The 26,916-nt window shown below is 58.9% G+C and carries 21 protein-coding genes; 9 read left to right on the top strand and 12 right to left on the bottom strand.

Annotation, left to right across the window (positions count from 1 at the left end; genetic code table 11):
* Nucleotides 1-207 precede the first annotated feature (207 nt).
* A complete protein-coding gene (locus LG31_RS0102110; protein ID WP_050513382.1) occupies nt 208-2,247 on the top strand; it encodes a bacteriohemerythrin in 2,040 nt (679 codons plus the stop codon).
* An 89-nt stretch (nt 2,248-2,336) separates the two neighbouring features.
* On the opposite strand, the gene LG31_RS0102105 is transcribed toward LG31_RS0102110, so the two are convergent.
* On the bottom strand, nt 2,337-3,101 hold the full coding sequence (locus tag LG31_RS0102105) for an EAL domain-containing protein (protein WP_033112861.1): 765 nt from the start codon (nt 3,099-3,101) through the stop codon (nt 2,337-2,339).
* 949 nt (nt 3,102-4,050) lie between these two features.
* Here LG31_RS0102105 and LG31_RS0102100 point away from each other — a divergent pair.
* Nucleotides 4,051-5,295, top strand: coding sequence for a hypothetical protein (locus tag LG31_RS0102100; RefSeq protein ID WP_152598275.1), 1,245 nt, complete (start codon nt 4,051-4,053; stop codon nt 5,293-5,295).
* A 61-nt stretch (nt 5,296-5,356) separates the two neighbouring features.
* Here LG31_RS0102100 and glyS read toward each other — a convergent pair whose 3' ends face one another.
* A complete protein-coding gene (gene glyS, locus LG31_RS0102095; RefSeq protein ID WP_033112859.1) occupies nt 5,357-7,426 on the bottom strand; it encodes a glycine--tRNA ligase subunit beta in 2,070 nt (689 codons plus the stop codon).
* 9 nt (nt 7,427-7,435) lie between these two features.
* Entirely contained in the window at nt 7,436-8,359 is a 924-nt protein-coding gene (glyQ, locus tag LG31_RS0102090; RefSeq protein WP_005339464.1) for a glycine--tRNA ligase subunit alpha, read from the bottom strand.
* A 222-nt stretch (nt 8,360-8,581) separates the two neighbouring features.
* On the opposite strand from glyQ, the gene LG31_RS0102085 reads away from it, so the two are divergent.
* Nucleotides 8,582-9,169, top strand: a complete 588-nt coding sequence (locus LG31_RS0102085) for a DNA-3-methyladenine glycosylase I (RefSeq protein ID WP_033112858.1) — start codon at nt 8,582-8,584, stop codon at nt 9,167-9,169.
* 80 nt (nt 9,170-9,249) lie between these two features.
* Here LG31_RS0102085 and LG31_RS0102080 read toward each other — a convergent pair whose 3' ends face one another.
* Entirely contained in the window at nt 9,250-11,286 is a 2,037-nt protein-coding gene (locus LG31_RS0102080; RefSeq protein ID WP_033112857.1) for a bacteriohemerythrin, read from the bottom strand.
* 252 nt (nt 11,287-11,538) lie between these two features.
* On the opposite strand from LG31_RS0102080, the gene LG31_RS0102075 reads away from it, so the two are divergent.
* Nucleotides 11,539-12,195 carry an OmpA family lipoprotein gene (locus tag LG31_RS0102075; RefSeq protein ID WP_033112856.1) on the top strand — a complete coding sequence of 219 codons (657 nt, stop codon included), beginning with the start codon at nt 11,539-11,541 and terminating at the stop codon, nt 12,193-12,195.
* A 143-nt stretch (nt 12,196-12,338) separates the two neighbouring features.
* Here LG31_RS0102075 and LG31_RS0102070 read toward each other — a convergent pair whose 3' ends face one another.
* Together LG31_RS0102070 and tusA are read right to left on the bottom strand one after the other, a co-directional pair.
* A complete protein-coding gene (locus tag LG31_RS0102070; protein WP_033112855.1) occupies nt 12,339-12,686 on the bottom strand; it encodes a RidA family protein in 348 nt (115 codons plus the stop codon).
* 22 nt (nt 12,687-12,708) lie between these two features.
* Complete coding sequence (gene tusA / locus LG31_RS0102065) at nt 12,709-12,954, bottom strand: sulfurtransferase TusA (protein WP_005342448.1); 246 nt, start codon at nt 12,952-12,954, stop codon at nt 12,709-12,711.
* Nucleotides 12,955-13,123: 169 nt separating this feature from the next.
* On the opposite strand from tusA, the gene LG31_RS0102060 reads away from it, so the two are divergent.
* A complete protein-coding gene (locus LG31_RS0102060; RefSeq protein ID WP_005339471.1) occupies nt 13,124-13,315 on the top strand; it encodes a hypothetical protein in 192 nt (63 codons plus the stop codon).
* A 73-nt stretch (nt 13,316-13,388) separates the two neighbouring features.
* Here LG31_RS0102060 and LG31_RS0102055 read toward each other — a convergent pair whose 3' ends face one another.
* From LG31_RS0102055 to LG31_RS0102030, 6 genes are all read right to left on the bottom strand, one after another.
* Complete coding sequence (locus LG31_RS0102055) at nt 13,389-14,627, bottom strand: ABC transporter substrate-binding protein (RefSeq protein ID WP_033112854.1); 1,239 nt, start codon at nt 14,625-14,627, stop codon at nt 13,389-13,391.
* Between the two features lie 7 nt (nt 14,628-14,634).
* Nucleotides 14,635-16,077 carry an ATP-binding protein gene (locus tag LG31_RS0102050; RefSeq protein WP_033112853.1) on the bottom strand — a complete coding sequence of 481 codons (1,443 nt, stop codon included), beginning with the start codon at nt 16,075-16,077 and terminating at the stop codon, nt 14,635-14,637.
* Complete coding sequence (locus LG31_RS0102045) at nt 16,074-16,796, bottom strand: response regulator (RefSeq protein WP_033112852.1); 723 nt, start codon at nt 16,794-16,796, stop codon at nt 16,074-16,076. The genes LG31_RS0102050 and LG31_RS0102045 overlap by 4 nt, the downstream gene beginning before the upstream one ends.
* Nucleotides 16,797-17,061: 265 nt before the next feature.
* On the bottom strand, nt 17,062-18,225 hold the full coding sequence (fadA, locus tag LG31_RS0102040; protein ID WP_033112851.1) for an acetyl-CoA C-acyltransferase FadA: 1,164 nt from the start codon (nt 18,223-18,225) through the stop codon (nt 17,062-17,064).
* 21 nt (nt 18,226-18,246) lie between these two features.
* The gene (fadB, locus tag LG31_RS0102035; protein ID WP_033112850.1) at nt 18,247-20,394 is read right to left on the bottom strand and encodes a fatty acid oxidation complex subunit alpha FadB; all 2,148 of its coding nucleotides are present in this window, start codon (nt 20,392-20,394) and stop codon (nt 18,247-18,249) included.
* Between the two features lie 204 nt (nt 20,395-20,598).
* Nucleotides 20,599-22,536 carry an acetoacetate--CoA ligase gene (locus tag LG31_RS0102030; protein ID WP_033112849.1) on the bottom strand — a complete coding sequence of 646 codons (1,938 nt, stop codon included), beginning with the start codon at nt 22,534-22,536 and terminating at the stop codon, nt 20,599-20,601.
* 191 nt (nt 22,537-22,727) lie between these two features.
* On the opposite strand from LG31_RS0102030, the gene pepQ reads away from it, so the two are divergent.
* The 4 genes from pepQ to hemG are packed head-to-tail and all read left to right on the top strand — an operon-like array spanning nt 22,728 to nt 26,695.
* Nucleotides 22,728-24,050 (top strand): Xaa-Pro dipeptidase, encoded by a 1,323-nt coding sequence (gene pepQ, locus LG31_RS0102025; protein ID WP_033112848.1) that lies wholly within the window; start codon nt 22,728-22,730, stop codon nt 24,048-24,050.
* Nucleotides 24,050-24,667 carry a YigZ family protein gene (locus tag LG31_RS0102020; RefSeq protein WP_033112847.1) on the top strand — a complete coding sequence of 206 codons (618 nt, stop codon included), beginning with the start codon at nt 24,050-24,052 and terminating at the stop codon, nt 24,665-24,667. Before pepQ ends, LG31_RS0102020 begins: the two co-directional genes overlap by 1 nt.
* Nucleotides 24,668-24,705: 38 nt before the next feature.
* Complete coding sequence (locus LG31_RS0102015) at nt 24,706-26,163, top strand: TrkH family potassium uptake protein (protein WP_033112846.1); 1,458 nt, start codon at nt 24,706-24,708, stop codon at nt 26,161-26,163.
* A 7-nt stretch (nt 26,164-26,170) separates the two neighbouring features.
* A complete protein-coding gene (gene hemG / locus LG31_RS0102010) occupies nt 26,171-26,695 on the top strand; it encodes a menaquinone-dependent protoporphyrinogen IX dehydrogenase (RefSeq protein ID WP_033112845.1) in 525 nt (174 codons plus the stop codon).
* Nucleotides 26,696-26,916 lie beyond the last annotated feature (221 nt).

The following is a 26,916-nucleotide window of genomic DNA, read 5'->3' as shown; positions in this document are numbered from 1 at the left end:
GGCCAACGGGGCGCTATCTTTATGCGGCCAGCTATCCCATGGAGGCAAACGGATATGTGAGCCGGGCCGTGCTCCTGATACAGGCCGATCCGCAAAGAGGTCGTTTGGCCGCTAAGATGAGGTGAAGAGGAAAAATGGGAAATTAACCCTCTAAACTCAACACTGACACCGAACATGGACATGGACTCAAACTGACGAGGACGTTGTATGTTGTATCGCTGGCTTGCCCTCTACTCCCTTCGAACCTTCACCCTGTGGTGCGTTGCCCTGATAGTGCTCACCCTGTTTGCGACCAGCGTGCTGGATCAGCGCTTGAGCCGACAGCTGGCCGCCATGGATGAAGAGACCGCCCACCTCAATAGCTCCCAGAACCTGTTGCAGGAGCTGCGCTACCACACCACCCAGATCCAGCAGTTTCTGACCGATGCCTCCCTGACCGGTGATGACGGCTCGATGTCCGAGGCCCGCAGCCACTCTGACGCTGCGCAGGCACTGTTGCCTTCACTGATGGAGGACAAGCTTGATCTGCGGCAACTGCTGCAACAGCAGATGGCGGTAGGCCAGCAGATGGTTACCGCCTATCAGCAGCAGGGGGCCGAGGCGGGCAACCGGGTGATGAAAGCTGATGGTAGTGGCTTTGATGCAGTTTCCGCCTCCATCGCCGAACAGGTTGGCGGGGCGTTGCAGCGCCATGGGCAGGAGCTGGCCGACAATCGCGCATCCAACCTCGCGCTGCAAGAGAGTTTCGAAACCCAGATGGTGGCACTGCGTCTGCTCACCTGCCTGCTGGTGCTCGCCATTCTGGGCGTTCTGCTGCTCAAGGTATTGGTGCCGCTCAAGCAGCTGGATCGCAATCTCGAGAACCTGGCCCACGGCAGCAAGAACCTCACCTTTCGCCTGCCGGTGGTGGGAAAGGACGAGTTCGCCCGACTGGCGGTGACGTTTAACGACTTTATCGGCGATGTGGACCACATCATTGCCACCGTGCTGGGGGTGGCGGAGCAGAACAACCGCAAGAGCGGGGGCCTCAAGGAGCAGACTGACCGCACCCGGCAGGGGATGGTACAGGTGCAGACCAATACCGACATGCTGGCCACTGCCATCAACGAGATGGTCAGCACGGTGCAGGAGATCGCCCGCAACACCGAAGAGGCGCGGCTGGAGACTGAGCAGACCCAACGCGAGGCGCTTACCGGGCAGGGGCGGGTCGAAGAGGCGATGAGCATGATCCGCAAGGTGGCCAGCGGCATGGAGCAGGCGGCTGGCACCATCAACCGGCTGGAGCAGGAGAGCAACCAGATCGGCGAGATCGTCAACGCCATCCGCGCCATCTCCGAGCAGACCAACCTGCTGGCCCTCAACGCCGCCATCGAAGCGGCCCGCGCCGGTGAACAGGGGCGCGGCTTTGCGGTAGTGGCCGACGAGGTGCGCACCCTGGCGAGCCGTACCCAGAACGCCACCGTCGAGATCCAGCAGAAGATTGAGCAGTTGCAGCGACGCACCAGCGAAGCAGTCAGCACCATGCACGAGACCACCCGTCAGAGCGAACAGGCGGTGGTGCAGGCGGGTGAAGCGGGGCAGACCCTGCATGCCATCGTTTCGGCGGTCGAGCGCATTACCGGGCTCAACACCCAGATTGCCACCGCCGCCGAGCAACAGTCACAGGTGGCGGAAGAGACCAACCGCAGCGTAGTGGAGGTGGCCGATATCGCCCACCAGACGCTGGGGCTTACCTTGCAAAGTGCCCGCAGCGCTAAGGAGGTGGGCTTTGGCAGCGAAGAGATCCGCCTGCTCGGTAGCCAGTTCAAGGTCAGCCATCGCGTCGAGCAAGCGAATAACGAGGATATCGTTCACTGGAGCGAAGCGTTCAGCGTGCAGGTGGCCGAGGTTGACCGGCAGCATATCGGCCTGTTCGATGCCATGAACCAGCTCTACCACGCCATTCAGGATGGCAGTGGCGGCGATCAGGTCAAACAGCGGCTCGACCGGCTGGTGGGGCTGGCCAAACAGCACTTGCTGGACGAAGAGAAGCTGATGGAGCGGGCCGGATACAGCCAGCTCAGCGCCCACAAGGGGGTGCACGTCAAACTGCTGCAGGATCTGGATCGCCATCTGGTCAGCTTTGCCCGTGGCGAGCCCGATGCCGACTTGCACGTCGTCATGTTCCTCAAGAGCTGGCTGATCGACCATATCTTCCGGGTCGACAAACAGTACGTTCCCGAGCTGCATGCCGCCGGGATCCACTGATCCCGACGCTTGCCCAACGCAACCAAACGAATCGAGGCGCCCATGGCGCCTCGATTCGTTGATAGCAAAGCAGGAATCGCGGCAGCCGCTTACAGGCTGGTGAAATCCACTTCGGGCAGGGTTTCGAAGCCGGGGCGGGCAAACAGATAGCCCTGCATCAGGCTGATGCCTATCTCCCGCAGGCAGGCCATCTCTTCGCGGGTCTCGACCCCCTCCGCCAGCGGGGTGATCTGCAACTCGGCAAACAGGGCCAGACAGTGGCGCACTATGGCTTGCCGGATCGGGTCATGGTCGATGCCGCGCAGCAGGTGCATATCGAGCTTGACGATGTTGGGGCGAAAATCGGCCAGCAGGCTCAGGCCCGAATAACCGGCGCCAAAGTCATCGATCGCCGTCTTGAAGCCGAGCGCCTGATAGTGATCGACGATGCCGCGAATATGGCGGTTATCCAGCACCTGCTCCACCTCGGTGAATTCGAACATGATCTGCTCGATGGGAAAGAGATGCTCGCGGGCCGCCTGCAGGGTGGTGCGGATGCAGCGCTCCGGGCGGTAGACCGCATTGGGCAGAAAGTTGATGCTCAGCATGCCCCGCATATCGAGCCGGGCGGCCAGCGCGATGGCCTTGATCCGGCACAGCTGATCGAAGCGGTAGCGATTGCCATCGTTGACCCGGGCAATCACGCTCTGCGCCGGCTCGTTGTTGAGCCCCCGCACCAGCGCCTCATAGCCGAAGATGGTGCGCTTGCTGCAATCGACGATGGGCTGAAAGGCCATGGTGAAATCGAAGTCGAGATCTGCTTTCTCCTGACACAGCTGGCAGATGGCGGGGGACGGGGCGGCAGGTATATCCATGACTCTCCTCTCGGGGCGTGGCGGCGCTGGGGACTGACTCAAATGATAACAGCTTGGCTCAGTCGGCAGGGTAATTCCCCGGTAATACGCAGAACTCCCCCTGAAGAACCAAACGTGGCCCCGTTTTCTGCAAGATATGCGGCAAGGGCGGATGAGTGGGGGCTCCGCTTATTTGCCAGAGATCGGGCGATGCCCCGCTGGCACCTGTTATCGCCGCTGGTGGCCGCCAACTCCGCCAAGGTAGTCGGTATAAACGTAATTTATGGATTTTCGAATAATGACCCAATTTTTACTTATGCATGCTTGCTGTGTGCCCTGATGCCGCAGCGTGGCCCATCCACGGCCCGCAAAGGGCAATGGCCGATCTTTGGCAAACGGCATAGAGCGCCAGCCAATGCCCTGTAGGTTCGATTAGTGCAGCGTAATCGGACGCACGAGAGGCTTTGATTGCGGTTGTTGCCGTACAGCAGGGGCGGCCAGGGGGAGAATTCGGCTGGCCGTTATGGCGGGAGAATTGATTTACGCGAACGTCCGATTACGCCTGACGGCTAATCGAACCTACGGGTTGCCCCCTTCTCCCCTTGTGGGAGAAGGGTTGGGGATGAGGGGATGTTATGCCAATCTAAGGTCAATGCTGGGCTTATCGATGTTCGGCACCGACCGGTATGCTCCGCAAGCCACCGCTTTCTGTAGGTTCGATTAGCGCAACGTAATCGGACGAACGAGAGGATTTAGTTGCGGTTGTTGCCGTACAACAGGGGCGGCCAACTGGAGGTGAGAATTTGGTTGGTTGTGATGGCGGGAGAATCAATTTACGCGAACATCCGATTACGCCTAACGGCTAATCGAACCTACGGGCTTGATACCTGTGATATGTGGATAGGCGATTGAAATGCGCAGCGTTAAAATGTTTAATCTCATTTGGTGATCTCATTAGATATGGTGTCTTGTGTATAAAAAAATAGTAGGCGCAAGAAAAGATGTATTTCAAACAACAGCACTATGGCTTGCCATTTTAGTCCCGATTGTGTTGTCAGCTTTACTGTGGTTTGGGATATCGCATTTTGCCGCATTCGGTGTGTTTTTATCGGACATGTGGGCAACAATGAAATTGCCAATAGCTATAGCTTCTTTATCTATTCCATTAGCAACGTGGGTTATCGCAAATCATAGTTCAGCAAGAGTAACAGAAACGTTAGCCAATCAAGATCGTAAGCAATTATCAGATATTTATTTTGAACAAGAGAAGTTATTTGAGCGTATTTTGATTAGGAAAATTAAGCATTTGAACTTCAGGTACATAACGGCTGAGGATTTACCTGTTATTCATGCAACAATATTCGATTATAAAAATCTTCATAAAAATGGTTTTTTAAAAATAAGGTCAGACCTAAGTGATAAGATCAGAGAAATTACAGAAATAAACAGAGGAAACAGTCTTTTTTTCTATGACTCTTTTATAGAGGAAAAGAATGGCGGAAATGACTCTATTAGAATGCAGAATTTAACTTGTAGCTATATAGATATGTTAGCGAATAACTTAATGGTTCTTGCGGGTCATGTTGGCTGCAGAATGATCAAGGTAAATGACACTAGTCTTGAAACGTTATGCTCTGCATTTTTTGAGATTGAACATCTGGTTTCTGAAATAAAGAATTTTATAACAGATGACATTGAAGATTCATTTCTCACGGAAGATGACTATGAGTTATTTAATGCAATAATGGTTGTAACTGCAGAATATCATGGCGGTACGCCAGCAGAGTTGACAATCAGTAAAGTTGTTGAGTCTACGCATATGAAGGTTGTAATCAAACATTTCGCTAGTTCAGATTTACGTCGATTTGTATTTTCAGTGATGGATAAAATAATAAATGTTGTTAGAGAAACATCCAGCCATTTGAATATCATTCAGAGTGATGAAGAATATCTTTCATTGAAAATATTTCACAATAACCCTTCAGATTTTATAAAAGTATTTTTTACTAAACTCAATGATGAAAATGAATCTGTTGTTGGGGTTGTCTCAGTTGAGTGGAAAGATGAAAAGTACGATATCAGCGTAGTTTTTAAAGATGAAAAATATAATATAGGGCATAGTTTAAAAGAACAGGATCGATTCATTGCCGCGCTTCAATATCTCTCCAAGACTTTATATTTAACAAGCTCAGATGAAGAACCATTACATTCTTAGTCGGCAATAAAAAACGGCGCCATTGAGGCGCCGTTTTTAATATCACTCAACCCAACCAATATCACTGCAGCAGGGAGATATCCGCGACTTGCAGGAACAGGTTGCGCAGGTTGTTCAGCAGTGCCAGACGGTTGGCCTTGAGGGCTTCGTCGTCGGCCATCACCATCACCTCGTTGAAGAAGGTGTCGACCGGCTCGCGCAGGGCGGCCAGACGGGTGAGGGCAGCCTGATAGTCACCGGCAGCGAACAGCGGGGCCAGTTCGGCTTGCAGTTCGGCAACCTGGGTGGCCAGCGCCTTCTCGGCGGCATCGACCAGCAGTTCCGGTTTGACGGCAGTCGGCAGTTCGCCTTCGACCTTGGCCAGAATGTTGCTCACGCGCTTGTTGGCGGCAGCCAGTGCCAGTGCGGCATCCAGCGTGCGGAAGTGGCTGACGGCCTTGACGCGACGATCGAAGTCGAGCGGACGGGTCGGGCGGCGGGCCAGTACGGCCAGCACCACGTCGGCACCGATGCCTTCGTCCTGATAGGCGGCGCGGAAGCGGCCCAGCATAAAGTCGACCACGTCGGTGACGACGGTTTGGTTGGTCAGCTTGTCGCCGTAGACGCGTACCGCTTCTTCAACCAGTTCAACCAGATCCAGATCCAGCTGCTTCTCGGTCATGATGCGCAGGGCACCGATGGCGGCGCGACGCAGGGCGAACGGGTCCTTGTCACCCTTCGGCAGCATGCCGATGCCGAAGATACCGGCCAGGGTGTCGAACTTGTCGGCCAGCGCGACGGCGCAGGCAACCAGACCGGACGGCAGGGCATCGCCGGCAAAGCGCGGCATGTACTGCTCGTTGAGGGCCACGGCAACCGCTTCGTCTTCGCCATCGTGACGGGCGTAGTGCATCCCCATGACACCCTGGGTGTCGGTGAACTCGCCGACCATGTTGGTCATCAGGTCACACTTGGAGAGCAGACCGGCACGCTTGGCCTGAGTGACGTCGGCGCCGATACGCTCGGCAATAAAGCCGGCGACGGTCTCGATACGCTCGACCTTGGACTTGACGGTGCCCAGCTGTTGCTGGAACAGCACGGTTTCAAGGCGCGGCAGGCGGGAGGCCAGAGTCTGCTTGAGATCGGTCTTGAAGAAGAACTCGGCGTCAGAGAGACGGGGGCGAACCACCTTCTCGTTGCCGCTGATGATCTGGCTCGGGTCTTTGGACTCGATGTTGGTGACGAAGATGAACTTCGGCAGCAGCTTGCCGTTCTTGTCGTAGACCGGGAAGTACTTCTGGTCACCCTTCATGGTGTGTACCAGCGCTTCAGCGGGAACGGCCAGGAACTTCTCTTCGAAGTTGGCGGTCAGCACTACCGGCCACTCGACCAGTGCGGTCACTTCTTCCAGCAGGGCGTCGTCCAGATCGGCCACGCCACCGAAGGCGGCAGCGGCCGCTTCGACGTCAGCCTTGATCTTGGCCTTGCGCGCCATGAAGTCGGCAATCACCATGCCGCGCTCCTGCAGGATCTGCGGGTATTGGCTGGCGTTGTCGATGGTGAACTCGGGCTCGCCCATAAAGCGGTGACCGCGGATGGTGCGGGCAGAGTCGATACCCAGAATGTGAGCGGGAACCAGATCCCCATCCAGCAGCAGGGTCACGGTGAACACCGGACGCACGAACTGGATGGTCTTGTCGCCCCAGCGCATCATTTTCGGGATGGGCAGCTTGGCCAGTGCTTGGCTAACCAGCTCGCCCAGCAGATCTTTGGCCGGACGGCCTTCGACCTTGGCGGTGTGAACCAGCCACTCACCCTTGTCGGTGACCAGACGCTCCGCCTGATCAACGGTGATGCCGTTGCCACGGGCCCAGCCTTCGGCAGCCTTGGTCGGCTTGCCTTCGGCATCGAACGCCTGAGAGACGGCCGGGCCGCGCTTCTCGACGCTCTTGCTCGGCTGTTCGCCAGCCAGCTCGCTGACCTTCAGCGCCAGACGGCGCGGTGAGGCAAACCACTCGACGTCGCCGAAGGCCAGATCGGCCTTGGTCAGTTCGCTTTTGAGGTTGTCGGCAAAGGCTTCGGCCAGGGAGCGCAGGGCTTTGGGCGGCAGCTCAGCAGTACCGATCTCTACCAGAAATGTATGTTGTGCCATGTCCGTTCCTTAACCTTGCTTGTTCTCACTGCGCTGACACATAGGGAAGCCCAGCGCTTCGCGGGAGGCGTAGTATGCCTCTGCCACGGCCTTGGTCAGGGTGCGAATGCGCAGGATGTAGCGCTGACGCTCGGTGACCGAGATGGCCTTGCGGGCATCCAGCAGGTTGAAGGAGTGAGCGGCTTTGAGGATGCGCTCGTAGGCAGGCAGCGGCAGCGGTTTTTCCAGTGCCAGCAGATTCTGGGCTTCCTTCTCGTACTGCTCGAAGCAGTGGAACAGGAACTCCACATCGGCGTGTTCGAAGTTGTAGGTGGATTGCTCCACTTCGTTCTGGTGGAACACGTCGCCGTAGGTGGTCTTGCCCAGCGGGCCGTCAGACCAGACCAGATCGTAGACGCTGTCTACGCCCTGAATGTACATGGCCAGACGCTCGAGACCGTAGGTGATCTCGCCGGTGACCGGCTTGCACTCGAGGCCGCCAACCTGCTGGAAGTAGGTGAACTGGGTCACTTCCATGCCGTTCAGCCACACTTCCCAACCCAGACCCCAGGCACCCAGTGTCGGGTTTTCCCAGTTGTCTTCCACGAAGCGGATGTCGTGGATTTCAGGATCCATGCCCAGCTCTTTCAGGGAGCCCAGATAGAGTTCCTGAATATTGTCGGGGGAAGGTTTGATGATTACCTGGAACTGGTAGTAGTGCTGCAGGCGGTTCGGGTTTTCACCGTAGCGGCCGTCAGTCGGACGGCGGGACGGTTGCACGTAAGCGCAGGCGATGGGCTCCGGGCCCAGGGCACGCAGACAGGTCATGGGGTGGGAAGTACCGGCACCCACTTCCATATCCAGTGGCTGAATGATGGTACAGCCCTGGCGGGACCAATAGTCCTGCAGCTGCAGGATCAGGCCCTGAAAGGTTTTGACATCGAATTTTTGCATAATTTTTTTCGCGCGAAATGAAAATCAGAGCAAGATTTGCTGAATGTGAACCGAGGGAGTATACCGTCTGGCATGGTCGGATAATAGGCGAAATTGCAGCGGATTCGCGGGATGGTGCAGTGCTCTGGCTGGTCGGGCGGGATGTCCGGTATATGATGTGAGCAGTGCCGCCTGCAGAGTGGGTTGGGTAGGAGAAACCGCTGAAATAACGAGGGAGAGGAAATGGAACTGCGCTGCGCCTGGGTGACCAAAGACCCGGAATACATTGAATACCATGACAAACAGTGGGGCAGGCCGGTCTATGACGCCCGCGAGCTGTTTGCCAAGCTCTGCCTCGATGGCCAGCAGGCGGGGCTGTCGTGGATCACCATCCTCAAACGTACCGAGAGCTATTACCGCGCCTATGCCGACTTCGATCCTGCGTTTATCGTGCAGTTCGACGAGCAGGATGTGGAGCGGCTGATGCAGGACACCGGCATTATCCGCAACCGGCTCAAGGTGCAATCGATCATCAAAAACGCCCGCGCCTATCTGGCGCTGGAGGCCGAAGGCATCGACTTCGTGGATTATCTGTGGGGCTTTGTCGGCGGCGCCCCTATCGTCAACCAGCGCCAGGGCAATGGCGACATTCCTGCGACCTCACCGGAGTCGGATGCCATGTCCAAGGCGCTCAAGAAGCGTGGCTTCACTTTCGTCGGCAGCACCATCTGCTACGCCTTTATGCAGGCGGTGGGGATGGTGAACGATCATCTGGTCAGCTGCCCCTGCCATGCCGAATGCCTGCAGGCCGCCCGCCAACCCCGCACATAGTTCTGCCAAACCAGCCCCGAAAACAACAATGCCAGTCATGGCTGACTGGCATTGTCCTGCTTCCGGCAAGGTGAAGGGGGTTACTTTACCCCCGCCTTGATCATGCAGTCGCTGTACTGCTTGTCCACCCGGAAGATGTGGTTGAGCAGCCAGTTCTTGAGGAAGATGATCATCTCCATATTGCGCTCCTGCTCGTCGCCCCCTTCGCGGCGGATCAGGGCGCCCAGCTCGGCCAGCAGTTTGACGTGCTCCTGCTTGTGGCGTTGCAGATCGGGGTAGCAGGCCTGCTCCATGCTCTTCTCTTCATCGGCAAAGTGCTGGGTTGCCAGCTTGAGCAGCTCGTCCAGCCGCTGTTTGCGCTGCTGGGGCGAGCTGTTGTCGCGGACGGCGTGGTAGAAGCGGTTCATCGCCTCGAACAGCCCCTGATGCTGACGGTCCACGCTCGGCACGTTGACCATAAAGGATTCGTTCCAGTGCAGCAGATCTTGCTCGTTACCATTGTGGGGGTTTGAGTTGACCTCGAACTGATCGCTGACCAGACGGATCTCCTCATTGGCCTGATTGAGATCCCGGGTGTGGGTGCGGCTCTCGCGCGAAAGATCCAGACACTCGCGGGCGATGTTGGCGACCAGCATGACGTTGCGGTTGGTCTCTTCGGTCACCTTGGCCTGCTGTTCCGCCGCTGTAGCGATCTGGCCGTTCATGTCGGCAACCCGGGTGATCGCCTCGACGATGGCGTTCAGGGTCTCGCCGGTGCCGGCCGCCTGATTGACCGCCTGCTCGCTGACATTGCGGGTAGTGTGCATGGTGTTGACCGCATGGCGGGTGTTGTTCTGCAGCGCCTCGATCCGCTGCTGGATATCGACAGTGGCCGCCTGGGTACGGATGGCCAGCTGGCGCACCTCGTCGGCCACCACCGCAAAGCCGCGTCCCTGCTCGCCGGCCCGGGCCGCCTCGATGGCCGCGTTGAGGGCCAGCAGGTTGGTCTGTTCCGAGATGGTACGGATCACCTGCAAGATGTTGCCGATCTGGGTGCTCTCCTGATCCAGCTGGGTCACTTCCCCTGCCGATTGCTCGATATGGTCGGCAACCTGACGGATCAGGGCGATGGTCTGGCTCACCTGCTGCTGACCATCGTGGGCCTGCTGCTGGGTGAGCAGGGTATCCTGACTGGCCTGCTCGGTGTTGTGCTCGATATTGTGGACGGTAGCGGTCATTTCGTTGATGGCGGCCGCCAGCATGTCGGTGTTTTGCTGGGCTTGCTGCATGCTGTTGAAGGTGCTGCCGGAGTGGTTCATCAGCAGTGCCATCTTGTCATGGGTCTTGTGGGAAACCTGCTGCACCGAGCCGATCAGGCTGTCGATATTGTCGAGGAAGCGGTTGAACACCTTGGCCAGATAGGCGAATTCGTCCTGCCCCTGAATGCGCAGCCGGAAGGTAAGATTGTGGCTGCGATTGGCCAGCTCGACCAGCTGTGCCATCAGCTGCTGCAGGGGCTGCACGGTTTTGAGGTGGATCAGCAGCAGCATCAGCATGATAACGGCCAAGCTGACGAGCAGCAGGATCATATCCTGGCTCTGCAGGGTCTGGTTCTGATTTTCAATGGCGCGCTCCTGCTGCTGCAGTTGTTGCCGCTGCTGTTCGAGCGCCTGTTCGACGGCGCCGGAGATGCTATCGGTCAGTGCATCGAACCCCTGATCCGGCTCCTTCATCAGGCGGTTGCCTGCATCACGTCCCTCTTTGAGATAGGCATCGACCATCCGCTTGCCCACTTCCAGCTGACGGGTCAGCAGGGGGGTGAGGGCACTCTGCAACCCGGGCAGGGTGTCGAGTAGCTGACGAGCCGCCTGCGCATGCTGCTCTGCCTCGCCGATGGAGTCCTGCTCCCCCGATACGGCTGCATCGGTGAGGAATTGTTGTACCTGGGTGGTGTGGTAACGCAGCTCCTGCAGCGCTATCTGGACGTTGGTGATCTTGATGACTTCGCCCGGCAGCAGTCCGAGCTGGCTGGTCAATGTGCTGCGCCAGATGTTGCTCAAAATCATGGTCAGCAAGATGATGAGGCTTGCCCCCAGCAGCAGGCGCCGGATAGAAATATTGCGAAGCAGTGAAGACATGGAACCCTCGGATGCCCTATTGACAGTACCTTCAATAGTAGTCAATGGGGCCACCCTACGGCCTGCCTTTAATCACATATCCATTCTCTTCGTCAGGTTTTCCCCTCTGGTTCAGGGAAGATCCAGTTCAATCACCGATACTGCCCTTTTCTGCCCGGTGTGACTCTCTTTCTGCTGACGTCACACCTTGGCACACCTCTGGGGTAGAATGCCGCCCTTCAGTTTATCGAGTTGTTTTTTTGAGGTTTTTTCATGCATTTCAAGACTCTGGTTCCCGCAGTTGCACTGGCCGTTGCCCTGAGTGGCTGTACCACCAACCCCTACACTGGCGAATCCCAGACCTCCAAGGGCGCTTGGGGCGCGCTGGCCGGTGCCGCTGCCGGTGCCGCAGTAGGCGCGCTCTCCTCCAGCAAGGGTGACCGCAAGAAGGGTATCCTGACTGGCGTAGCCGCCGGTGCGGCGTTGGGTGGTGGTATCGGTTACTACATGGATGTGCAGGAGGCCAAGCTGCGCGAGAAGCTGCAGGGCACTGGCGTCAGCGTTACCCGTAATGGCAACGAGCTGATCCTCAACATGCCGAACAACGTCACCTTCGACAGCTCCAGCTCCCAGCTGAAAGCGGCTGGTGCCAACACCCTGTCCGGCGTGGCCATGGTGGTTGCCGAGTTCGACAAGACTCGCCTGAACGTAGTCGGTCACACCGACAGCACAGGTTCCCGCGATCTGAACATGAAGCTCTCCCGTGAGCGCGCCGATGCCGTTGCTGCCCAGCTGATTGGTCAGGGCGTTGCAGGCAGCCGTATCGCTACCACAGGTGTTGGCCCGGATCAGCCTATTGCAACCAACAGCACCGCAGCCGGCAAAGCCCAGAACCGCCGCGTCACCATTACCCTGACCCCGACTGCCTAAGTCGTTCGGGTTTCGGTAACGAAAAGGCCCCGCCAGTGATGGCGGGGCCTTTTTATTGGTGCCGCTGCAAGCAATGGCACCTTGTTCTTTGCTCCCTTCTCCCCTTGCGGGAGAAGGGCTGGGGGATGAGGGGGATAAGCCTCTTAGACCGCCGCAGTCAGCTGCACTTCCACCTTGTAGCCTTCATGGGCCAGACGGGCCTGTACACAGGCGCGTACCGGTGCGGTGCCAGCCGGGATCCAGGCATCCCACTGCTCGTTGAAGGCGGCGATGTCGCCAATGTCTTTGAGATAGATGTTGGCCATCAGGATCTTGTCGACGCCGGAGCCGTTGGCTTCCAGCAGGCGTTGCAGACTGGTCAGCACTTCGCGGGTCTGCTGGTGGATGTCGGCCTCTTCGCTGACGGGGACTTCCACCACATAGAGGGTGCCGTTGTGAATGACGACGTCAGACCAACGCTGGGTGGTGCCGATTCGGGTAATGGTTGTCATGGCGTGCTCCGGAAACGGGGGATTATTGACCCTTGCGGATCAGATAACGGTAGGGGGCCTGCTCTGTCTCGCTGGCGACCAGAGTGTGATCCATAAAGCGGCAGAAACTGGGGATGTCGCGGGTGGTTGAGGGATCGTCGGCACTGACCAGCAGGGTCTCCCCGTCAGCCATCAGCCGTACTTTTTTACGCACCATCATCACAGGCTCCGGGCAACGGAGCCCGATTGCGTCCAACTCGTGAGTTGCATCGCAGAATAAATCACTCATCTATCATCAACCTTCAACCTATTCGGCTGCCAATGATACTCAGGGCTAAAAAATAAGCAAACCATTGGCCTGTGCAACAGCATATGTAACCAAAATGTTATTGCAGGCTATCCAGCGCCTGCCGGACGAGTAATATAAAAATTGAACCATATTCAACAAGGAGGTGAATATGCAGGTCTCCTACGGCAGATTGCAGGCCTATGCAGGCATGGGGTTCTTGTCCTTCGCCATGATAGTGATGGGCAGCCCGATCGGGAATACCGGTACCTGGTTCGGTTCCATGGTGATGGTCGGGCTGGGGCTCTGGATTGAGCTCAGCGATTACTATGACGAGGATGAGGACGAAAACGATCAATCCTGACTTGATGACGATTCAACAACAAAGGCGGAGCAATCCGCCTTTGTCATTTCTGCCGTTTGGCAATTTGCCCGGATCAGCGGGTCGAGCGCATCGCCCGCTCCAGATGCAGCGCCGTCTGCTGCGGATTGGCTTTGGGGTCGTTGAAGAAGTTGCTCAGCACATCCAGAATCGCCTGACGCATATTGGTGGGAGTGGCCATCCCCTCTGCCATGCTGGGCAGCAGATTGTCCTGTTGCTCGGCGTGAAGGAAATCCTGATAGGAGCGGATGGCGCAGCGATCAAACTTGCTCATGTTTGGTTTGGTCAGCGCCGGAATCGACCCCTTTACCCGGTTGAACTCCTCCTGAAACTTCGGCGTCATCAGCAGCTGGGCCAGCTCCCCCTGCGCCTGCAGCTGGGCTGGATCCCGCTGTTTGAACATGGCGATGGAGTCGAGGTTGTAGCTGAATAGCCCGGTGCTGCCGGGGCTCGGCAGGCATTCGATATCTTCGCCCGGCCGGTAGTTGCCGGCGAGCAGCTCCCCCTTCACCCAGTCCCCCATCACCTGCATGGCGGCGCCGCCGCTCTCCAGCAGATTGGTGGCCTGATGCCATTTCAGTCCGGCGTACTTTTGCGGGACGTAGGCGCGCAGCTGCTGGAAGCGGGTCAGTACCCGTACCATGTCGGGGCCGGTCAGGGTGGCGCTGTCCTGTTCCACAAAGGCTTTGCGATAGAACTGCTTGCCCCCTTCACCGAGCGCCACCGTTTCAAACAGGACGGCCAGCTGCCAGGGCTCGTTGCCGATGGCGAGCGGAGTGATGCCCCGTTTTTTAAGCTTGTCGGCGACCGTCACGAACTGGGCCCAGTCGGTGGGAGGGGTGAGCTTTTGTTGCTCGAACACCTTGCGGTTGAGCCACAACCAGTTGACCCGGTGGATGCCGGTCGGCACCGCCATCAGGGCGCCGTTCTGGCTGAGGGTGGCCCGCACCATAGGCGGCATCTGGCTGTACCAGCCGAGGTGCTCCGCCATGGGGGTGAGATCGCGCAGAAAGCCGAGCCCGGCCCACTCCTTGAGTTCATACCCCTTGAGGTGGGCGGCCTCCGGCGGGTTGGCAGCCAGTGCCCGGCTTTTCAGCACCGTCATGGCACTCTTGCCGCCACCGCCCTGCACTGCAAAGTCGTTCCACTGGTTGCCCTTGGCGATCCACTCCGATTTGAGCACTTCGACCGCCTGTGCTTCGCCGCCGGAGGTCCACCAGTGCAGCACCTCCACCTGGGAGGCACAGGCAGAACCGGAGAGCAGGGCGAGCAGGGGGAGAGGGAACCACTTCATGAGAAGACTACCTTGGCAGTGAGAGGGTGGCCTGCAGGCCACCTTGCGGACGATTTTCCAGCACCAGATCGCCGCCGTGAGCGTGGGCGATGTTGCGGGCGATGCCGAGCCCGAGGCCGGTACCGGCCTGATCCGTGCTGAGCCGGTAATAGGGCTCGAAGATGCGCTCGAACTGGTCATCCGGCAGGCCGGGCCCCTCATCCATGATGAACAGGATCAGCATCTCCTCGTCATCCATGATGATGATGCGTACCCGCTGGCCATATTTGATGCCGTTGTCCACCAGATTGCCGATGCAGCGCTTGAGAGCCAGCAGCTTGCCGCGGTAGGGCCACTTGCAGTGCCCCTCGATGGTGAGGCGTTCGTCGTGGAGGTTGAGCGATTCGGCCATCTGCTCCAGCAGGGCGTTGATGTCGATCTCCTCGATGTTCTCGTGGATGTCGGTCTCTTTGACCGTCTGCAGCGCCCCTTTCACCATCAGCTCCAGTTCGTCGAGATCCTTGTTGAACTTGGCGATCTGTACCTCGTCGTCGAGCAGTTCGACCCGCAGCCGCAGCCGGGTAATGGGGGTCTTGAGGTCGTGGGAAATCGAGCTGAACAGTCGCTCTCTATCATCGATATAGCGGCGGATGCGGTGCTGCATGATGTTGAAGGCGCGGGTGGCCGCCACGATCTCGGAGGCACCCTCCTCCTTGAGCGAAGGCTGGTCGATATCCTTGCCGAGATTGACCGCCGCCTTGGCCAGCCGGCGCAGCGGCCGGGTCTGCCAGCGCACTAGCATAAAGGTGAAGAAGCAGAGGAACACCGTCATCAGGGCGATGAAGCGCACCTGATTGCTTGGCATGACGGTGTCATCCAAGGTCATGTAGGGAGCGGGTAGCAGGGCCGCCAGATAGAGCCACTCCCCCTTTTCTATTTCGATCTGGGTCACCAGCACCGGCGGATTGATGGGCTCGAGCGACAGGGTGTAGCGCGCCCAGGAGGAGGGGAGATCCGCCAGCAGGGTGTCGTTGTTGAATACGTGGAGATCTTCGGGCCGCGAGAAATCCACCTTGATCGCCATGGCATCGGAGAGCTTGCGGGTCAGCACTCCCTCCACCTCCTCCAGCACCAGCGTCTTGCGTTCGCTGTCGGGGATGGCGTTGATGTGGATCTCCTCTGCGTTCAGCGAGACAAAGAAGCGGCTGCCGCCCATGTTGCGCAGCTGGTCGAGGGCGATGTGACGATATTGCAGCGGCAGGGATTTGAAGAAGTTGACGGTGGAAGCGGCAGACATGGCGAGGTTGCGGGTGGTGCTGAGCATCCCCTCCAGCTCTCGCTTCTGGATCTGCTGCATCCAGATGCCGGTCAGAATGGTCTGGGAGAGCAGGATGGCCAGCAACAGCAGCAGGATCATCCGCGACAGCAGAGAGCGGGGCACCAGCGCCCCCCAGGACCACTTGTTGCTCATGGCAGTTCGTGTACCTCGGCAATCAGCATGTAGCCGCTACCGCGAATGGTCTTGATGATGCGCGGACTCTTGCCGTTGTCGCCCAGCTTCTGGCGCAAGCGGCTGATCTGCACGTCGATGCCGCGCTCCATCGGCAGGCTTTCGCGACCACGGGTGGCATCGGAGATGGTGTCGCGATCCAGCACCACGCCGGGTTGCTGCAGGAACATGCCGAGCAGCATGGCATCGCTGCCGGAGAGATCCAGCAGGCTGCCATCTTCGTGGGTCAGCTGGTGGCTCAGGGTGTCGAGGGTCCACTCGGCGAAGCGCAGGCGGCGGCTCGGCTCTTTCTCTTTTTCCGGCTGGCGAAATTCGGCGCGGCGCAGCAACGCCTTGATGCGGGCCTGCAGCTCGCGCGGGCTGAAGGGCTTGGCGATGTAGTCATCGGCGCCGAGCTCGAGGCCGATCACCCGATCCGCTTCGTCGGAGGCCGCAGTCAGCATGATGATGGGCACCTGGGAGGTGCGACGGATCTGCTGGCAGAGGGTAAAGCCATCCTCGCCGGGCATCATGATGTCCAGAATGATCAGGTCCGGGCTGTGCTGGGCGAGCTGCTCGCGCATCTCGTTGCCCTCTGCCGCCGTCAATACCTGAAAGCCCGCCCGGGTCAGGTATTCATTGAGCAGCTCGCGGATCTCTTGGTCGTCATCGACGATCAGCAGTTGTTTGCTCATTGACATATGTATGTGCATCCACCCATTTTTTTGTGCAGATTGAACCTGTCGGGGGAGCAAAAAGCAAGCAAGCCCCCCATCTAATGTGAGGTTTGGAGCAATAACCACCCATTGCCGGGTTTAAAACGAAAAAAGGCCGACCCAAACGGGACGGCCAATACCCAGCATCCGACTACAGGCCAGCACCCCGTGTGGCGATGGCCTCAGATTTGAAAAGGGGCCGGTAATGCCGGCCCCGAAAACGTTGATATTCGATCGAGTTGCTTGTGGATCACACCCGTTCGAATACGGTGGCGATGCCCTGACCCAGACCGATACACATGGTGGCAACCCCCAGCGTGGCATCCTTCTCCTCCATCAGATTGATGAGGGTGGTGGAGATGCGCGCGCCGGAGCAGCCGAGGGGGTGACCCAGCGCAATGGCGCCGCCGTTGAGGTTCACCTTCTCGTCCACCTGATCCTGCAGACCCAAATCCTTCACACAGGGCAGGGACTGGGCGGCAAACGCCTCGTTCAGCTCGAACAGGTCGATGTCGCCGATGGTCAGGCCGGCCCGTTTGAGCGCCTTCTGGGTGGCCGGTACCGGGCCGTAACCCATGATGGCGGCGTCGCAGCCGGCGATGGCCATGGCACGTACCTTGGCGCGCGGCGTGAGGCCGAGGGCCTTGGCACGATCCGAGCTCATCACCAGCATGGCGGCGGCGCCATCGGACAGGGCCGAGGAGCTGCCGGCGGTGACGGTGCCGTTGACCGGGTCAAACACCGGGCGCAACTGGCTCAGGGTTTCGACCGTGGTCTCCGGGCGGATCACCTCGTCGTAGTCGTAGAAGAAGCGGGCGCCGCTGGCGTCATGGCCTTCCAGCCCGACGATCTCCTTGGCAAAACGTCCTTCCACGGTGGCGGCATAGGCACGGCGATGGGAGCGGGCGGCAAACTCGTCCTGCTGCTGACGGCTGATGCCGTGCAGCTTGCCGAGCATCTCGGCGGTCAGCCCCATCATGCCGGAGGCTTTCGCCACCGATTTGGCCATGCCTGGGTGGAAGTCAACGCCGTGGCTCATCGGCACGTGACCCATGTGCTCAACGCCGCCGATGATGAAGATGTCCCCATCACCCACCTGAATGGCGCGGGAGGCATCATGCAGCGCCTGCATGGAGGAGCCACACAGACGGTTGACGGTGACCGCCCCCACCTGCTTCGGAATGCCGGCCAGCAGGGCGGCGTTGCGAGCGATGTTGAAGCCCTGCTCCAGGGTCTGCTGCACGCAGCCCCAGTAGATATCCTCGATCTCGTTCGGGTCGAGATTGGGGTTGCGCAGCAGGATGGATTTCATCAGGTGCGCGGACAGATCTTCTGCACGCACGTTGCGGAAGGCGCCGCCCTTGGACCGGCCCATCGGGGTCCGGATACAGTCGACAATGACTACGTCTTTCATGAATGGATCTCCTTTCCGCAATCAGTAGAAGGTTTTGCCCTGGGCGGCCATCTCGCGCAGCTTGTCGCTGACGCGGTAGAGCGGGCCCAAATCGGCATACTGGTCGGCCATGGCCACGTAGCGATCCAGACCAATGGTGTCCAGATAGCGGAACACGCCGCCGCGGAAGGGAGGGAAGCCCAGACCGTAGACCAGCGCGATGTCGGCTTCGGCTGGTGTGGCGACTATGCCCTCTTCCAGACAGAGCACCACCTCGTTGATCATCGGGATCATCATGCGAGCGATGATGGCTTCCTTGTCGAAATCCTGTTTCGGCTTGGCAATCGGGGCCAGCAGCTCGTAGCTAGCTGCGTCGGCCACCTTCTTCGGTTTGCCCTTCTTGTCCTGTTCGTAGGCGTAGAAGCCCTTGCCGTTCTTCTGGCCGAAGCGGCTGACCTCGTACATCACGTCGATGGCGGTACGGCCTTCCTTGCTCATGCGTGCCGGGAAGCCCTGCGCCATCACATCACCGGCATGGTGACCGGTGTCGATGCCGACCACGTCCAGCAGGTAGGCGGGGCCCATCGGCCAGCCGAACTCCTTCTCCATCACCTTGTCGACGGCGGCGAAGTCGGCGCCATCGGCGACCAGTTTGTTGAAGCCGAAGAAGTAGGGGAACAACACGCGGTTGACGAAGAAGCCCGGGCAGTCGTTGACCACCACCGGGGACTTGCCCATCGCGGCGGCGTAGGCCACCACACGGTTGATGGTTTCATCGGATGTCTGCTCGCCGCGAATGATCTCCACCAGTGGCATGCGGTGCACCGGGTTGAAGAAGTGCATGCCGCAGAAGTTCTGCGGGCGCTTCAGCCCCTTGGCCAGCAGGGATATGGGGATGGTGGAGGTGTTGCTGGCGAGCACGGCGTCTTCGCCAATGATCCCTTCTACTTCGCCCAGTACGGCGGCTTTCACCTTGGGATTCTCGACCACGGCTTCGACCACTACGTCCACGCCTTTGACGTTGTCATAGCTGAGGGTCGGGGTAATGGCGGAGAGCACCTGGCCCATCTTGATGCCGTCGATGCGGCCCTTTTCGAGCTGGCCGTTGAGCAGCTTGGTGGCTTCGCCCATGCCAAGTGCCAGCGCCTTCTCGTTGATGTCCTTCATCACCGCCGGAATGCCCTTGCTGGCAGACTGGTAGGCGATGCCGCCCCCCATGATGCCAGCACCCAGTACGGCAGCATGGCCGGTGGCCTTGCTCGCCTGCTTGGCAGCCTTCTTGGCCAGCGCCTTGATGTGTTGATCGTTCAGGAAGATGCCGACCAGCGCCTTGGCCACGTCGGTCTTGGCCAGCTTGATAAAGCCCTGCGCCTCAACGGCCAGCGCTTCGTCACGGCCCATGCCTGCGGCGGCCTCGACGGTTTTCACCGCTGTCATCGGCGCCGGATAGTGTTTGCCCGCCACGGCGGCAACCATGCCGGCAGCGGTGGTGAAGCTCATCATGGCTTCCAGTTTGGAGAGGCGCAGCGGCGCTTTTTTGGCGGCGCGACGGCTCTGCCAGTCCAGTTTGCCCGCGATGGCGTCTTTGATCATCTGCAGCGCAGCGCTGTGCAGCGCGTCGGGGGCGACCACGGCGTCGATGGCTCCCACCTTGAGGGCGTCATCGGCACGGTAATCCTTGCCGGTGGTGATCCACTCGAGCGCGTTGTCGGCGCCGATCACTCGCGGCAGACGGACTGTGCCGCCAAAGCCAGGCATGATGCCGAGTTTGGTCTCGGGCAGGCCGATTTTGGCTGTGGTATCAGCCAGACGGAAGTCGGTGGAGAGGATGGTCTCGCAGCCGCCGCCGAGCGCGTGGCCCTTGATGGCTGAGAGGGTCGGTACCGGCAGATCTTCGATGGCATTGAAGATGTCGTTGGCCTTTTTCAGCCAGCCGAGCAGATCTTCCTGCGGCAGATCGAACAGTTCCAGGAATTCGGTAATGTCGGCACCGACGATAAAGGCGTCTTTGCCAGAGGTGAGGATCAGACCTTTTAGTTCACGTTCTTGTTGTAATGCGGCGATCGCTTCGCTCAGGGAGAGCAGGGTAGCGCGATCCAGCTTGTTGACTGAACCCGGGGCATCAAACCTCAGTTCGGCAATGCCGTTTTCGAGGTAGCTGACCGACAGGGTTTCGCCTTGGTAGATCATGAGAGTGTCTCCTTGTTCCCACTCAGTGGGGAGTGGTGCTCCTTTATCCCCAGGAGGGGGTGAGGCTCACTATTGATCCAAAATGAGACAGTTTCAACACCTATTTAAAACATTTGTTTAACAGATCTCGAGTAAAAGCTCCTCATCACAAAACCGGCAAAAGAGAGGCGCCTTGCGGCGCCTCGGATGGATGTGAGTCTGTTATCAACTGGCCAGTTCCGGCCGGTTGCGATACTGGTTCAGCACCTCGGGATCGGCGAGGGCGTGGGTGTTGTTGACTGGTCTGTTGTGTACCACTTCCCGCACCGCCAGTTCGACGATCTTGCCGGACTTGGTGCGAGGGATGGCATCCACCTGCAGGATGCGGGCAGGCACGTGGCGGGCGGTGCAGTGTTGCTTTATTTGCTTGCGAATGCGCTCGCGCAGCGGTTCGTCCAGCTTGCAACCCGCCTTGAGCTTGACGAACAGCACCACCCGCTCGTCCTGTTGCCACTGCTGGCCGATGACGATGCTCTCCTCCACCTCGTCCAGCTGCTCGACATAGCGGTAGATCTCGCTGGTGCCGATCCGCACGCCGCCCGGGTTGAGGGTCGCGTCGGAGCGGCCGTAGAACAGAATGCCGCCGGTCGGGGTCAGCTCGATCCAGTCGCCATGGCACCAGATGTTGTCGAACCGCTCGAAGTAGGCGGCGTGGTACTTGTCGCCGTTTTCGTCGCCCCAGAAGTAGATGGGCTGGGCCGGAAACGGCTTGGTGCAGACCAGCTCGCCCTTCTCCCCCTGCACCGGCTGGCCCGCTTCGTTGAACACCTGCACCGCGAGGCCGAGTCCGCGCCCCTGACTCTCGCCGCGATAGACCGGGCTGAGGGGGTCGCCGATGACAAAGCAGGAGCAGATATCGGTGCCGCCCGAGATGGAGCTGAGTTGCACATTCTGTTTGATCTGCTGATAGACGTAGTCGAACCCCTCAGGCGACAGCACAGATCCGGTGCTGCAGATCAGCCGCAAGTGCGGCAAGTCGTGGCTCTTGATGGGGGCATAACCCTGCTTGTGCAGCGCGTCGAGATACTTGGCCGAGGTGCCGAACAAGCTGACCTGTTCGTCGCGGGCCAGATCCCACAGCACGTTGCCATCCGGGTAAAACGGCGAGCCATCGTAGAGCACCAGAGTGGCGCCGGAGGCGAGGGCGCTCACCAGCCAGTTCCACATCATCCAGCCGCAGGTGGTGAAGTAGAAGATCCGCTCCCCCGGTTTGATGTCGCAGTGCAGCTGGTGCTCTTTCAGGTGTTGCAGCAGGGTGCCGCCGATGCCGTGCACGATGCACTTGGGTTTGCCGGTGGTGCCGGAGGAGTAGAGGATGTAGAGCGGATCGTTGAAGGCCCTGGCCTCAAAGGTGAGCTGGGCGCCGTGCTGATTCGCCAGCAGTTGCTGCCAGTCGTGACCAAGCTGTAGCGGGTTGCCGAGCAGGGGGATCATCACCGTCTGCTCTATGCTGCCGAGCTGGCTCACCACGCTGGCGACCTTCTGCTGAATGTCGATCTCCTTGCCGTTATAGCGATAGCCATCCACGGCAAACAGCACTCGCGGCCGGGTCTGGCCGAAGCGCTCCACCACGCTGGCCTCGCCAAAGTCGGGGCTGGTGGAGGTCCAGATCGCGCCAAGGCTGGTGGTTGCCAGCATGGCCACCACGGTTTCCGGAATATTGGGCAGATAGGCGGCAACCACATCGCCACGACCAATCCCCTGATTGCGCAGCCATTGAGCCAGCCGGGCCACCTGATCACTCAGTTCACGCCAGCTAAGAGTGCGGCTTGGGCTCCCTTCGATGCGGGAGATGATGGCCGGGCTCTCGTCCTGGCGGCGCAGCAGGTTCTCGGCGAAGTTGAGACGGCTGTCGGGAAACCAGCGGGTACGCTGCATATCCTGACGGTTCTCCGCCACTATGTTGCCGAGCTCGCCCTTGACGCCGCAGTGCTGCCACACCAGCGGCCAGAAGCGGGTGGTCTTCTCCACCGACCATTGGTAAAGCTGCGGATAGTTCTGCAGTTGCAGGCCGTGGAAGCGGTTCACCTCAGCCATAAAGCGGTAGAGGTTGGATTGCTGCATCCCGAGCGGATCCGGTTGCCACAGGCAGAGGTTGTCCATGAGTAATCCCTGACTTCATGTATCTACCGGCAGTGTATTGAATTGTTTTTGATTTGTTAACGACTGGTTCTCTGTTGATAACAAACACGTTTGTAACGTATGCGTTACCTCACGAAGCGGCAGCTTGACGGGTCGAGCCGCCAAGCGCTTGATGTTATGCTGCAATCACATTCACCTCGGAGCAGGACGCCATGAGCAGCTACAGCCAACTTTTTGCCCAGCATCTCGACACTTTGCAGCAACGCACCCGCGATATCCTGCAGCAACAGGGACTTGGCGGGCTGGCCATCCACTCCGGCCAGACCCACCGCATCTTCCTCGATGATCAGGATTACCCGTTCAAGGTAAACCCGCACTTCAAGGCCTGGTTGCCGGTGCTGGACAATCCCCACTGCTGGCTGCTGGTGGACGGGGTGAACAAACCGGTGCTGCTGTTCTATCGTCCGGTCGATTTCTGGCACAAGGTGGCGGATCTGCCCAATGCCTTCTGGGTCGAGTTCTTCGATATCCGTTTCCTGACCCGGCCGGAACAAGTCGCCGATCATCTGCCAGCCAACAAGCAGGAGTGGGCCTATCTGGGCGGTCATCTGGAAGTGGCCGAGCTGCTGGGGCTAACCCAGCCCAATCCCGAGGCGGTGCTCAACTACCTGCATTATCACCGTGCCTACAAGACCCCCTACGAGCTGGAGTGTCTGCGCGAGGCGAACCGCATCGGTGTCCGTGGTCATATCGCGGCCAAGGACTCCTTTATGGCAGGGGCGAGCGAGTTCGAGATCAATCTGGCCTATATGAAGGCGGTCGGGCAGGGGGCCAACGAGGCGCCCTACGGCAATATCGTCGCCATAAACCGCAATGCGGCCATCCTGCACTACACCCATCTCTCGGCCGTGCGGGTGCCGGATGCTGAGCGTTACTCCTTCCTGATCGATGCAGGTGTCGATTTCCACGGTTATGCCTCCGATATCACCCGTACCTGGGCGTGGCGGCGCGGCGAGTTTGCCGATCTCATCGCGGCGCTGGATGCGCAGCAGCAGGAGATCATCGGCGAGATCAAACCGGGCCGTCGTTACAGCGAGCTGCATCTGCAGATGCACCACAAGCTGGCGCGCCTGTTGCAAGCGACCGAGCTGGTGGATATGTCGGTGGACGAGATGATCCACACCGGGGTGACCAACGTTTTCTTCCCCCATGGTCTAGGTCACTTCCTTGGCCTGCAGGTACACGATGCGGGCGGTTTCATGCAGGATGAGCGCGGCACCCATCTGGCGGCTCCTGAGCAGTTCCCCTATCTGCGTTGCACCCGGGTGATGGAGGTGGGCCAGGTGTTCACTATAGAGCCCGGTCTCTACTTCATCGACAGCCTGCTGGAGCCGCTGCGTCAGGGCGAACAGGGCAAGCGGGTCAACTGGAACAAGGTGGAGGCGCTGCGTCCGTTTGGTGGCATCCGCATCGAAGACAACGTGGTGCTGCATGCCAACGGGGTGGAGAACATGACCCGGCAAGCAGGGCTCTGATGGCGGCAGCCTATTCCATTCCGGCCGCTCCATTGGAGCTCAGCGAAGAGATCAAGAAGAGCCGTTTCATTACCCTGATTGCCCACACCCCGACCGTCGAGGCGGCCAAGGGGTGGGTCAACGAGATCAAGCGTCAACATCCGACCGCTCGCCATCACTGCTGGGCCTTTGTGGCGGGCGCGCCACAAGATAGTCAGGTCTATGGCTTCAGTGACGATGGCGAACCGTCCGGTACCGCGGGCAAGCCTATCCTCGCTCAGCTGATGGGCTCGGGGTATGGAGAGATCTGTGCCGTCGTGGTGCGTTACTACGGTGGTATCCAGCTTGGTACCGGCGGTCTGGTCAAGGCCTATGGTGGTGGCGTGGGGGCAGCCCTCAAGCAGCTGGTGACCGAACTCAAGGTGCCGCGAACTCCTTCCTCCATTCATTGCGACTATGGCGACATGGGCGTGGTCGAGTCACTGATCAGCAGCCACAACGGCGAACTGCTGGCTGCCGATTACGGCCAGCAGGTCACCCTGCAGGTGGCGTGGGAGTCTGCAGTCTGGGAGCGGGTTGACCGCGAATTAACCGACAGAACCCATGGACGGGTATCCCTTCAGCCTTTAGATGGCTAGAATCCATCGCTCTTTATCGTTTTGAAGTAGGAGCCGGAATGCACACCCTGAGCATTATTCGCATCGTTGGCCTGCTGGTTGCGCTATTCAGCTCGACCATGCTGCTGCCAGCGCTGGTTGCGTTTGGTTATCGGGATGGGGGTGGCGCCGAGTTCATCAAATCTTTCCTCATGGCCCTGTTGCTCGGGGTCGCGCTCTGGTTTCCCAACCGTTATCACAAGAAGGAGCTCAGAGCGAAAGAGGGTTTCCTCATTGTGGTGCTGTTCTGGGTGGTGCTGGGTAGCGTGGGGGCTGTGCCCTTTATTCTGAGCGATGCCCCGCATATGTCGGTGTCCGAGGCATTCTTTGAATCTTTCTCCGGCCTGACCACCACCGGCGCCACTGTGCTGACCGGGCTGGACAATCTGCCCAAGGCGTTCCTTTTTTACCGCCAGCTGCTGCAGTGGCTGGGGGGCATGGGGATCATAGTGTTGGCGGTCGCCGTGTTGCCGCTGCTGGGTATCGGGGGCATGCAGCTCTATCGTGCCGAGATCCCGGGCCCGGTCAAGGATACCAAGGTGACGCCGCGAATCGCTGAAACGGCCAAGGCGCTCTGGTTTATCTACCTGCTGCTGACCGCGCTCTGTGCCCTGGCCTACTGGCTGGCAGGGATGACGTTGTTCGATGCGGTGTGTCATTCGTTTTCGACCCTGTCGGTCGGTGGTTTCTCTACCCACGATGCCAGCATCGGTTTTTTCAACAGTCCGGTCATCAACCTGATTACCGTGGTGTTCCTGCTGCTGGCCAGCGTGAACTTTGCGCTCCACTTTACTGTCTTTTCCCATCGTCCGGTTCGGCTCGGGCGCTACCTCTATGACGCGGAGCTCAAGGTTTTTCTGGCCATCCAGGTGACCCTGGTGATGATCTGCTTTATCGCCTTGCTGACCCACGGGCACTACGCCACCTGGCAAGAAGCGCTCAACCACGGTCTGTTCCAGGCGGTCTCTCTGGGCACCACCACCGGCTATAGCACCACCACATATGCAGACTGGCCCTCTTTCCTGCCCATGCTGCTGATGTTCTCTGCCTTTATCGGCTGTTGTGCGGGCAGTACCGGTGGCGGTATCAAGGTGATGCGTTTCATGATCCTCTTTATGCAGGGGATGCGTGAACTGAAGCGGTTGGTTCACCCCAGAGCTATCTATACCCTGAAGCTGGGGAAGCGGGCTGTGCCCGAGCGTATCGTCGAGGCGGTGTGGGGCTACTTCGCCACCTATATCATCCTCTTCTTTATATTCATGTTGCTGTTGCTGATGACGGGGTTGAATGAAGTGACCGCATTCACCGCCGTGGCGGCTGCTTTTACCAACGTAGGCCCGGGGCTGGGAGAGGTCTCAGCCAATTTCGGGAATATTTCACCCGCTGCACAATGGGTACTGGTGTTGGCCATGTTGTTTGGTCGATTGGAAATTTTTACGCTTCTGGTACTGTTTACCCCTGCATTCTGGCGTAGTTGAGGTTGTTATGGACAAGATTCTGGTGCTTTATTCCTCTAGGGACGGTCAAACCCGTAAAATCATCGATGTCATGCTGGAGGATATGCCGGGATGCGAAGTGGTGATGCATGATTTGCACACCCTGCCCAAGTGCAATCTCAGCAAGTACAAGAAGGTGTTGATCGGCGCTTCTATCCGCTATGGCAACTTCCACCCCAGCCTGCTCAGTTTTATTCATGCCCACCATGAACAGCTGGAGGTCGCCAATGCCGCCTTCTTCTGCGTCAACCTGACCGCTCGCAAGCCCGAGAAGCAGACGCCGCAAACCAACGCCTATATGAAGAAGTTTCTGCGCCTCTCGCCTTGGAAGCCGAAAACCCTGGGGGTGTTTGCCGGTGCGCTGCAGTACTCTCGCTATAACTGGTGGCAGACCCGCATTATCCAGCTGATTATGAAGATCACTGGCGGCAGTACCGATACTACCAAGGACCTCGAATTTACCGATTGGGAAAAGGTGCGCAGCTTCGCTCGCGAATTCTGGTCAAAAAGGTAGCAACCTGATGTGAATTCAGGGTTTATTACCCGAAAGAGCCTCGCCGAAGCGGGGCTTTTGTTCAATTAAACAACGCTTGAACCGGAAAACTGCAAAAAGTGCCATTTTTTGCAGTTTTCCTCTTGTCATCGCGGCGCAGCTCCCTATAATGCGCCCCTACCAGCACGGCGGAACACGCCGGACTGATGAGCTAGCTTCCTAGTGAAGTGGGCGCCGAAAGA

Origin of the sequence: Aeromonas lacus, assembly GCF_000764665.1 — a bacterium.
GTDB lineage: Bacteria > Pseudomonadota > Gammaproteobacteria > Enterobacterales > Aeromonadaceae > Aeromonas > Aeromonas lacus.
The sequence above is the reverse complement of the archived record's forward strand: the minus strand, read 5'-3'. Positions and strand labels throughout refer to the sequence as shown.